The sequence below is a fragment of the Verminephrobacter aporrectodeae subsp. tuberculatae At4 genome (genome assembly GCF_000193225.1).
Lineage (GTDB): Bacteria > Pseudomonadota > Gammaproteobacteria > Burkholderiales > Burkholderiaceae_C > Acidovorax > Acidovorax aporrectodeae.
In genome coordinates this window covers 1-9,155 of sequence record NZ_AFAL01000698.1, presented here as the reverse complement: position 1 = coordinate 9,155, position 9,155 = coordinate 1, and the positions used below count along the sequence as shown (strand labels likewise).

Here is a 9,155-nt window from a genome sequence, read left to right as displayed (position 1 = left end):
GCGGCCGGCGGCGAGTTGGTCATCGTCGGGCAGGCGCTCGATGCACAGACGCCCGGGTTCTGACTCTGACGCTTCGACCTGTGCGCTTGAGCGACGGCACCATGGGGTGCTGGTTCAGGCGCAAATCGCCGACACCCAAGCGGGATCCGGCGATCCATCCATTCACATCAACCCAGAGAAGGAGAACGCACCATGTTTGATCCCGGCAAAACCACCCCCGAGGACGAGCACACCGCTTCCGAGAACGACTCCGCCACCCTCGTTGGCGACTACACCGCTCTCCAGGAGGGCTACGCCGCTCTCGAGGAGTTCTACACCGCTCTCCAGGAGACCTGCCCCGATCTCAAGGATATCTGCACCGTTCTCAGGGAGATCCGCAGCACTCTCATGAACGACGACATCGCCTCCAAGAACAGTGGCATCCCCGTGGCCGACGGCGGCAACGGGGACGGAGCCACGGACAGCAAAGCCAGCCTGGAGCACGCCCCCGCAGACCTGCCCAAGGGGATGGAAATGCCCGTCGAGCTGAGCAAGAAGGCGTTGGCGTCAGACACCGGCACCGAGCATTCCAGCCCCTCCGGGGACTTGGCACAGGGAATCACCGACCCCTGGGTGCAGGACGAAACCGCCCTCCGGGTGAACCCGGTCAGCAGCCCCGTGTGCAAGGGGGTAATGGAAGACGATCGATTCGAGCCAAACTCCCGGATCACCGATGGCGACCAGTACGCCGCCGGCGGCGAGTTGCTCATCGTCGGGCAGGCGCTCGATGCACAGACGCCCGGGTTCTGACTCTGACGCTTCGACCTGTGCGCTTGAGCGGCACCATGTGCTGCTGGTTCAGGCGCAAATCGCCGACGCCCAAGCGGGATCCGGCAATCCATCCATCCACATCAACCAACCCAGAGAAGGAGAACACACCATGTTTGACCCCAGCGAAGCCGCCCCCGAGGACGAGCACACCGCTTCCGATGACGACTACTCCGCTTCCGAGAGCGACTCCGCCGCCCTCGATGACAGTTACACCGCCCTCAAGGAGAGCTACACCACCCTCCGGAACGACTACGCCGCGCTCAGGGAGAACTACACCGTCCTCAAGGACGACTACATCGCCCTCATGGGCGACTACGTCACCCTCAAGGACGGTGATGACGTCCCCGTGGCCGACGACGGCAGCGGGGACGAAGCCACGGACAGCAAAGCCAGTGGGGAGCAAAAAGACTCCCCCGCAGACCTGCCCAAGGGGATGGAAATGCCCATCGAGATGACCCCGATCTGGCAACGGTGCTGGAGCCGTTGGCTGCCCAAGGGGAAGGAAATGCCCGCCGGGCTGACCAAGGAGGCGTTTGCGTCAGCCATCCGCACCGCGCATTCCAGCCCCTCCGGGGACGTGAAGCAGGGAATCACCGACCCCTGGGTGCAGGACGAAACCGCCAACCCGGTCGGCAGCCCCGACGGCCAGGTGATGGGGGTGGAAGGCGATCGATTCGAGCCGGACTCCCGGATCACCGAGGGCGGCGAGTTGCTCATCGTCGGGCAGGCGCTCGATGCACAGACGCCCGGGTTCTGACTCTGACGATTCGGCCGGGGGGGCTGCGGGGTATCCCCGCACTGCCCCGGAAAATTCCCTCGCTATCATGGCCCGCCATTTAACGAACGAGAGGAACATCCATGAAAACCACGCTGAAAATTGCACTGCTCGCTGTGGCCGCTGCCGCTGCCTTTGGCGCCGCGGCCCAGGGCTTTCCCGCCAAGGACAAGGTGATTACGCTCGTCGTGCCCTTTTCCGCGGGCGGCCCCACCGACCGCGTGGCGCGTGACCTGGCCGAGGCCATGCGCCGGCCCCTGGGCGCGAACATAGTCGTCGACACCACGGCCGGAGCCGGCAGTTCCATCGGTTCCGCGCGCGTGGCACGCGCCGCGCCCGACGGCTACACGCTGCTGATCAACCACATCGGCATGTCCACCATGCCCGCGCTCTACCGCAAGCTGTCGTTCAACGTGCTCAACGACTTCGAGTACCTGGGCCTGGTCAACGAAGTGCCCATGACGCTGATTGCGCGCCCCACCATGCCGGCGAACAACTTCAAGGAACTGAGCGCCTGGATCCAGCAGAACAAGGGCCGGATCAACCTGGGCAACGCCGGACTGGGCTCCGCCTCGCACCTGTGCGGCCTGATGCTCCAGAGCGCCATGCAGGTCGACATGACCCCCGTGCCCTACAAGGGCGCGGCCCCCGCGATCACCGACCTGATCGGCGGCCAGATCGACCTGCTGTGCGATCAGAGCACGAACACCGTGGGCCAGATCGAGGCCAAAAAGGTCCACGCCTACGCCGTGACCACCAGCCGGCGTCTGACCACGCCGGCGCTCAAGGACCTGCCCACGCTCGCCGAGGCCGGCCTGAAGAACTTCGACGTGAGCATCTGGCATGCGCTGTACGCCCCCAAGGGCACGCCGGCCGACGTGCTGAAGAAGATCAACGACGCCCTGAAGGTGGCGCTGAAAGACCCCGATTTCATCAAGAAGCAGGAGGGCCTGGGCGCGGTGGTCATCACCGACAAACGTGTTGATGGCGCCGAGCACAAGAAGTTCGTGGCCGCAGAAATAGAGCGATGGGGAGCGGTCATCAAGGCCGCGGGCGCGTATGCCGACTGAGCCCATGGCACGACCGCTGCCCCGCGCAGCGCGCCGCAGCAGCAGCCTGGTGCGCGCTGCCGCTGCACTCGCGCTGGCCTGCACGGCTGCGCTGCCGGGCATTGCAGCCCGGGCCCAGGGCGTCGCCGCCTGGCCCGGCAAGCCGGTGCGCATCGTCGTGCCCTTTGCTCCCGGCGGCAGCACCGACATCCTGGCCCGGGCCATGGTGCCGGAACTCACGCGCGCGTTCGGCCAGCCGTTCATCGTGGACAACCGCGCGGGGGCGGGCGGCAGCGTGGGGAGCGAGATCGTCGCCAAGGCGCCCGGCGACGGCTACACGCTGCTCATGGGAACGGTGGGAACGCATGGCATCAACCGCGCCCTGTACGCCAAGCTGCCCTACGACCCCGTGAAGGACTTCGCGCCCATCACGCTCGTGGCCGCCGTGTCGAACGTGATGGTGATGAGCGCCGACAGGGCCAAGAGCCTGGGCGTGCACAGCGTGCAGGACTTCATCCGCGTGGCCCGGGCCAGGCCGGGCAAGATGAACATGGCGTCGAGCGGCAACGGCACGTCGAGCCACCTCGCCGGTGAACTGTTCAAGAGCATGACCGGAACGTTCATGCTGCACCTGCCCTACCGGGGATCGAGCCCCGCGCTTGCGGATCTGCTGGCGGGCAACGTCGACGTGATGTTCGACAACCTGCCCTCGTCGATGGCGCAGATCAGGGCCGGCCGGCTCAGCGCGCTGGCCGTGACGAGCGCCGAACGCGCGAGCGCCCTGCCCGACGTGCCCACGGTGGAGCAGGTCGGCGGCCCCGCGCTCAAGGGCTACGAAGCCAGTGCATGGTTCGGCCTGCTCGCGCCCGCAGGAACGCCGCCCGAGATCGTTGACCGGATACGGCAGGAGGTCGCCAGGTCGCTGGCCACGCCCGCGATGAAGGAGCGGTTGACGGCGCTGGGCGCGATCCCCGGCGGCAACACGCCCGCCGAATTTGCCCGGCATATCGACGCCGAGCACCGCAAGTGGGCGCAGGTGGTGCAGGCGTCCGGGGCGCGGGTCGATTGAGCCGCCCTGCCCTCATACCGCCCAAACCACGTCCGCATCCTGCGCGGCACTGCGCCTGAGCAGTTCGATGAACGGCGCGGCGCGCTGGCGCAGGCCGACGGTGTGCGCGCGTTCCTCCGTCTCTGCTGCATCCGGCGCGTCCGGCAAATCCGGTCCGGGCGGCCGCTCCTCGTCCGCAGCCACGGCGGCCTGCAATGCGGCAATCGCCGCCGGGATCTGCGCTGCGGTCACGATTCCGTCGGCACCCGGGGTCTTGCCGATGATCGCCAGGATGCGCCGCCCCTGGGGTTCGAGCATGATCAGCTCGGCGGCGGCGCGGGACTTGAATCGGTAGAGCATGCTTGGGGGGTTTTCCGGGGAGCGTTTGCGCCGCCCGTGTAGATGTAGTCGCGCGTGAACGGGTAGTCCGATTGTGCGCCGGGAAGCGCGCCCGTGGACCGCTGGCCGTCGGGTTTCGCGGCCAGCATCTGGTGCAGCGCGATCCAGCCGCGCTCGAACCCCAGGGCGCAGCCCGCCAGGTACAGACGGTACGCGCGCAGCACCTTGTCGCCGCACGCCGCGCCCGCCTGCGCGTCGAGCGCGGCGCGCGCCGCGGGCAGGCGGGCCTCGAGCGCGTCGGACCAGGCCCACAGCGTGCGCGCATAGTGCGGACGCAGGTTTTCGGTATCGACCATTTCCAGTCCAGCGCGCGCCATGTCGTGCAGCACGGCGCTGGCGTGCAGCAGCTCGCCGCCCGGGAAGATGTAGCGCTCGATGAAATGACCCAGACCCGCGCCCAGCCGCGCGTGGTCCACCGCGCCCGCCGTGATGCCATGGTTCAGCAGCAGCCCGCCGGGGCGCAGCAGGCGCGCAACGGTATCGAAGTAGCGCCCCATGCGGGCGCGCCCCACGTGCTCGAACATGCCGACGGATGCGATCTTGTCGAAGAGCGGGTCGGCCCGCAGTTCGCGGTAGTCGCACAGTTGCACGCGGACCCGGCCCTGTAGCCCGCGCTCTTCAATGAGCCGCTGCACGTGCGCGTGCTGGTTGCGCGACAGCGTGATTCCCGTGGCGTGCACGCCGTAGTGCTCGGCCGCCCAGAGCAGCAACCCGCCCCAGCCCGCGCCGATGTCCAGAAAACGCTCCCCGGGTTGCAGCCGCAGCTTGCGGCAGATGAGGTCGAGCTTCGCCTCCTGCGCCTGCGCCAGGGCCATTCCCGATTCCCGGAAATAGGCGCAGGAGTAGACGCGCCGCGGGTCCAGCCACAGGGCGTAGAAATCGTCCGACAGGTCGTAATGGAAGCGCACTTGGCGCGCGTCGCGCTTGCGCGTGTGCACGGCCAGCGAGCACGCCTGCGTCAGCGCGCGCCGCCACCAGCCGTGGCGCCGGCCGTGGGTGAAGTTGCGCCCGAGCAGTTCCGCCGTAGCCGCCATCAGGTCGCGCATGCCGCCTTCCAGCGCCACACGGCCCTCCACGATGGCGGATCCCACCTTGCCGATCTCGCCCGCAACCAACGCCGCCAGCGCCATGCGGTCCTTGAAACGCAGGGTCACGGCGGGGTCGGGCGCGCCCAACTGCCGGCCGGCCGGCAATTCCACCGCCATGGGCACCGGCAGCGCCGCCAGCCGCGCCTCCAGGGTATGTAACAAGTGTTTCATGCCGGCTATTCTTGGATTTGTGCGGCACGGCGTCAAGCCCTGGCCTTGTCCAACGAGGTATGCGTCTGAAGCGGTGCTTGAACAGTTTGACGACGGCGCATGCGATCGATTGCGCGCACGTCGAGGATCGGACATTTGTTGAAATCGGCAAACCGTTGCATCTCCCCGCCCAATGCCTGGAAAAACGCGTCTTCATCCAGCTTTCCGTTTTCCAGATGCAGGCTCAAAACCTCGAGCCGTTGTTCGCCACGGTGTGCCTTGCAGTCGATGCGACCGACCAATCTGTCGCCGTACAAGATGGGCAGACAAAAGTAGCCGAACAGGCGCTTGGGCGCCGCGACATAGCATTCAATCCGGTAGTCGAATTCGAATAACGAAGCCAAACGATCACGGTGAATGACGAGGTTGTCGAAAGGAGAAAGAATCTTCACTCCCGGGTCAACCGTCGGCGCCTGTTCGAACGCTGCAACATCGACGTAGGCGGTCATCCCCTCCGTGCTGTCCAAGGCCTTCACGGCACCGGCGTCGATGCGCTCATCAAGAACCTTGCGCATGGCATCGCGCAAGGGCTTGCCCACCTTCAGGTGCAATAATTGCTTCCAGGTGAAGACGCCATGCGCTCTGAGCGTGGTGTCCAACAAATAGGCCGCATACTCGATGAGCGTTGGCATGCTCAGATCGATATTGCCGGGCACACAGCGTTCTGCAAGGTCATAGACTTTCTCCATGCCATTGCGCTCGCACACCATCAAATCACCTTGCATGAACAGGGTCTCGACGGCGCGCCGCCCGGGCCCCCAGTTCCACCAGTTGCCCTGGCCCTTGTCGCCCTTATCGACATCGCGCTGCCGCATGGGCCCCTGCGCCTTCACACGCGCCAGGATCTCGTTCATCAGGTGCTTGTCACCATGGCTGTAATAGCGGTTTTCGCCGCTTCGCACCAAGGCCATTTGCGGCAGCGCATAGCGGTAGTCGCGCATTGGAAGATAGGCGGCGGCGTGGTACCAGTACTCGAAAATATGCTGGTCGCTGATCAGGCTGTTCAGGTGGCCCCGGTCATAACCGGGGACTCGATTCCACAATACGTGGTGATGCGCGCGCTCGACCACCGATATCGTATCGATCTGCACATAGCCAAGATGCTCGATCGCGTGGCGTGCCCCGGACAATCCCTCGCCAAACTGTTGCGGCGTCCCCAAACCCTGCTTGAACAAGGCCAGACGCCTCCATTGCGACAGCATGGAAATATCAAGTCAGGTACGGTTGGATGACATCGGAAGCAAATGCCTTCTGAGCCGAGGGCTGTAACAGGTTCATTTTCAGGTAGCGCTTGACCCGTGGAAAATCATTCAGCTCAATCTTTGCATGTACCAAAGCGGTCAGGACTTCACTGACGATCAGGTCCGCAATGGTGAAGCGCTTGGCCACCAGGAACCCACTCTCTTGGATCGCTTCTTCAATCATCGACAGACACCGCAACACCTCGGCCTGCTCACGCGCGGCAATATTGGCATCGCGCTTGGGTGCAGAAAACCAGGTCACGTGAAGCGACGCCGTTTCATTGTGCTTCTCAAGCTCGGTCATCGCCCAAACGGACCATTGAAGCAGAAGCCCTTCGTCCCGGATGGACTCGACGTACAAACTGGTCGGCGCGTATTTCTTCGCGATGTAGAGACAAATGGGCACCGATTCAAACAGGATCAACCCATCGTCGTTGATTGCAGGCACCAGTCCGTTCGGGTTGATCGCACGAAAGCGCTGGGACCCCGTCCCCTCCGGGCCAAGAGAGAGCGTTTCCTCTTCGTATTTCGCACCCGCCGCTTCCAGCGCCCAGCGCACACGATTGGCACGTGAGTAGGGGTTTCCGTACAGTTTGATCATATTTTCCTCTTGGTTGAAAGATTTGTCCGACGTATCGCTTCGATATTTTCGTGGAAATGGCTGATCGATTGCTCATAATCACGAGCCAAAGCACCGACTCGCGACGAATTTCGCACCGCTCACCACTCCCAAGTTGGGGTACGGCATATGCTCGACTGAGCCGAACCACTCCTCGGCGGGCGCGATGATAAATGAAACTGCGCCTTTCGCCATGACGCGAAAGGCGCAGTTTCACCAGGCTGGGGAACGAAAAGCAGCGCGTCGTGGCGCGCGCGATCCTTGCCTGCCGGACGCCGTCAGGCCGCCTGCGGCAGTTGCACGCGCTCGAGCAGCGCCAAGTAATGCGCCAGCGGGGGCGTGACCAGGCCGGGCTGCTTGGCATGGTCGTCGTAGCGTCGCAGCCGCAGGGCCTCTGCGGAGAAGGGCAGAGCGGCAAAGTGCGCGGCCTCGGACGGCGTGAAGAAACCGCCTTGCAGCGTCAGGCTGTGCTGCGACGCCAGCGAGAGCGTCTCCCAGTAGCCCGGCTCGGTCGCGCACAGGTGGCGCTTGGCGTCCACGTGCAGGCGGATGGGCTCGAGCACCGCGTCGGGCAGCAGGGCGCGCAGGAACGGGATGACCATGTACTGGTGCAGGTCGTCCTGCCCTGCGCCATCGCCGCCGGGCGCCAGCAGATGCCCGAGGTCGTGCAGCAGCGCCGCCACCACCGTCTGCGGCGTCTCGCCCGCCTGCTCGGCAAGCTGCGCGCATTGCAGCGCGTGCGCCAGCTGGCTCACCGCCTCGCGGCCGTACTGCTCGCCCCCCTGGGTCGCCAGCAGGCGCCCGATATCGTCCACACTCAATGCCATGACGGGTTCCACTCCCTGGATTAAATCAGGGCCCTGCGCACGCGCGCCGACACCAGGTCGATGGCGCTCACAGTGGCCACGATGATGAGCATCACCGCGCAGGTTTCGGCGTACTGAAAGCCGCGGATGATCTCCCACAGCACCACGCCAATGCCGCCCGCGCCGACCATGCCGACGACCGTCGCGGAGCGCACGTTCGCCTCGAAGCGGTAGAGCGTGTACGAGATCCACAGCGGCATCACCTGCGGAATCACGCCGTAGATGATTTCGTGCAGCGCGCCCGCGCCGGTGGAGCGGATGCCTTCGACCGGCTGCGGGTCGATCGCCTCCACCGCCTCCGAGAACAGCTTGGCCAGCGTTCCCGCCGTGTGGATCCACAGCGCGAGCACCCCGGCAAAGGGCCCCAGGCCCACGGCCACGACGAACAGCATGGCGAACACCATCTCGTTGATCGCCCGAAACGCGTCCAGCACCCGGCGCATCGGCTGGTAGACCCACCAGGGGACGATGTTCGAGGAGGCCAGTAGCGCCAGGGGAACGGCGCTGAGCACGGCGAGCGCCGTTCCCCACAGCGCGATTTGCAGCGTGACCAGCATTTCCCGCAGGTACAGCCGCCAATGCGCAAAGTTGGGCGGAAAAAACTCGGCCGCGTAGCGCGCCATATTGCCCGGTTCACCAAGCAGGTCGAGCGGGCGCATGTCGGCGCCCCGCCAGGACGCCGCCAGCAGCGCCAGCAGAACGCCCCAGCACAGGTACCAGCGCAGGCTGCGTTGCGGCGCCGCCGCGCTGCGGGTCGCAGGCGATGGGTTCAGGGCAGAAGACATGGGGCAGACCCGTGCGTGAATGCGCGTGCGAACGGAGGGTGGAGGGCGAAGGGCGGCGGCGCCCGGGCTTACTTGAGCACCGCCAGTTTCTGGTCGATCTCGGCCAGTCGGGTCCGGCGCTCGGCCTCGGACAGCGTGGTGTCGGCCTCGATCTTGTTGCGCTTGCCGAACAGGTCGAGTTGGCGGATCGGCGTGAGCTGCTCATTGCTCGATGGCTTGAAGCCCGAGAGCTTGGAGATCTTCATGACGATCTCCTTCTCGCGCG

At 65.5% G+C, this 9,155-nt stretch carries 10 protein-coding genes and 1 pseudogene; 4 read left to right on the top strand and 7 right to left on the bottom strand.

What is annotated here, in order from left to right:
* Nucleotides 1-192: 192 nt before the first annotated feature.
* The 4 genes from VTU_RS0119655 to VTU_RS0119640 all read left to right on the top strand — a co-directional run bounded on the left by VTU_RS0119655 (nt 193) and on the right by VTU_RS0119640 (nt 3,703).
* Complete coding sequence (locus tag VTU_RS0119655; RefSeq protein WP_010107732.1) at nt 193-789, top strand: hypothetical protein; 597 nt, start codon at nt 193-195, stop codon at nt 787-789.
* Nucleotides 790-919: 130 nt separating this feature from the next.
* On the top strand, nt 920-1,567 hold the full coding sequence (locus tag VTU_RS0119650) for a hypothetical protein (protein ID WP_081479893.1): 648 nt from the start codon (nt 920-922) through the stop codon (nt 1,565-1,567).
* Nucleotides 1,568-1,668: 101 nt separating this feature from the next.
* Entirely contained in the window at nt 1,669-2,655 is a 987-nt protein-coding gene (locus VTU_RS0119645) for a tripartite tricarboxylate transporter substrate-binding protein (RefSeq protein WP_010107730.1), read from the top strand.
* A gap of 4 nt (nt 2,656-2,659) precedes the next feature.
* Entirely contained in the window at nt 2,660-3,703 is a 1,044-nt protein-coding gene (locus VTU_RS0119640) for a Bug family tripartite tricarboxylate transporter substrate binding protein (protein WP_010107728.1), read from the top strand.
* A 12-nt stretch (nt 3,704-3,715) separates the two neighbouring features.
* Here VTU_RS0119640 and VTU_RS0119635 read toward each other — a convergent pair whose 3' ends face one another.
* The 7 genes and pseudogenes from VTU_RS0119635 to VTU_RS28810 all read right to left on the bottom strand — a co-directional run.
* Complete coding sequence (locus VTU_RS0119635) at nt 3,716-4,042, bottom strand: DUF1840 domain-containing protein (protein ID WP_010107727.1); 327 nt, start codon at nt 4,040-4,042, stop codon at nt 3,716-3,718.
* A complete protein-coding gene (locus VTU_RS0119630; protein WP_010107726.1) occupies nt 4,003-5,340 on the bottom strand; it encodes a class I SAM-dependent methyltransferase in 1,338 nt (445 codons plus the stop codon). Before VTU_RS0119630 ends, VTU_RS0119635 begins: the two co-directional genes overlap by 40 nt.
* A gap of 32 nt (nt 5,341-5,372) precedes the next feature.
* Entirely contained in the window at nt 5,373-6,581 is a 1,209-nt protein-coding gene (locus VTU_RS0119625) for a winged helix-turn-helix domain-containing protein (protein ID WP_010107725.1), read from the bottom strand.
* Between the two features lie 7 nt (nt 6,582-6,588).
* Nucleotides 6,589-7,221, bottom strand: coding sequence for a glutathione S-transferase family protein (locus VTU_RS30825; protein ID WP_010107724.1), 633 nt, complete (start codon nt 7,219-7,221; stop codon nt 6,589-6,591).
* Nucleotides 7,222-7,517: 296 nt separating this feature from the next.
* Nucleotides 7,518-8,066, bottom strand: a complete 549-nt coding sequence (locus VTU_RS0119610; protein ID WP_010107723.1) for a phosphonate degradation HD-domain oxygenase — start codon at nt 8,064-8,066, stop codon at nt 7,518-7,520.
* A gap of 20 nt (nt 8,067-8,086) precedes the next feature.
* Entirely contained in the window at nt 8,087-8,890 is an 804-nt protein-coding gene (phnE, locus tag VTU_RS0119605; protein ID WP_010107721.1) for a phosphonate ABC transporter, permease protein PhnE, read from the bottom strand.
* Between the two features lie 68 nt (nt 8,891-8,958).
* Nucleotides 8,959-9,155, bottom strand: a pseudogene (locus VTU_RS28810) (phosphonate ABC transporter substrate-binding protein); the annotation flags it as partial.

What these genes read in the sequence shown, in the direction of transcription:
- VTU_RS0119655 (WP_010107732.1), top strand. Translation starts at nt 193, where the DNA reads ATGTTTGATCCCGGCAAAACCACCCCCGAGGACGAGCACACCGCTTCC.
- VTU_RS0119650 (WP_081479893.1), top strand. Translation starts at nt 920, where the DNA reads ATGTTTGACCCCAGCGAAGCCGCCCCCGAGGACGAGCACACCGCTTCC.
- VTU_RS0119645 (WP_010107730.1), top strand. Translation starts at nt 1,669, where the DNA reads ATGAAAACCACGCTGAAAATTGCACTGCTCGCTGTGGCCGCTGCCGCT.
- VTU_RS0119640 (WP_010107728.1), top strand. Translation starts at nt 2,660, where the DNA reads ATGGCACGACCGCTGCCCCGCGCAGCGCGCCGCAGCAGCAGCCTGGTG.
- VTU_RS0119635 (WP_010107727.1), bottom strand. Translation starts at nt 4,042, where the DNA reads ATGCTCTACCGATTCAAGTCCCGCGCCGCCGCCGAGCTGATCATGCTC.
- VTU_RS0119630 (WP_010107726.1), bottom strand. Translation starts at nt 5,340, where the DNA reads ATGAAACACTTGTTACATACCCTGGAGGCGCGGCTGGCGGCGCTGCCG.
- VTU_RS0119625 (WP_010107725.1), bottom strand. Translation starts at nt 6,581, where the DNA reads ATGCTGTCGCAATGGAGGCGTCTGGCCTTGTTCAAGCAGGGTTTGGGG.
- VTU_RS30825 (WP_010107724.1), bottom strand. Translation starts at nt 7,221, where the DNA reads ATGATCAAACTGTACGGAAACCCCTACTCACGTGCCAATCGTGTGCGC.
- VTU_RS0119610 (WP_010107723.1), bottom strand. Translation starts at nt 8,066, where the DNA reads ATGGCATTGAGTGTGGACGATATCGGGCGCCTGCTGGCGACCCAGGGG.
- phnE (WP_010107721.1), bottom strand. Translation starts at nt 8,890, where the DNA reads ATGTCTTCTGCCCTGAACCCATCGCCTGCGACCCGCAGCGCGGCGGCG.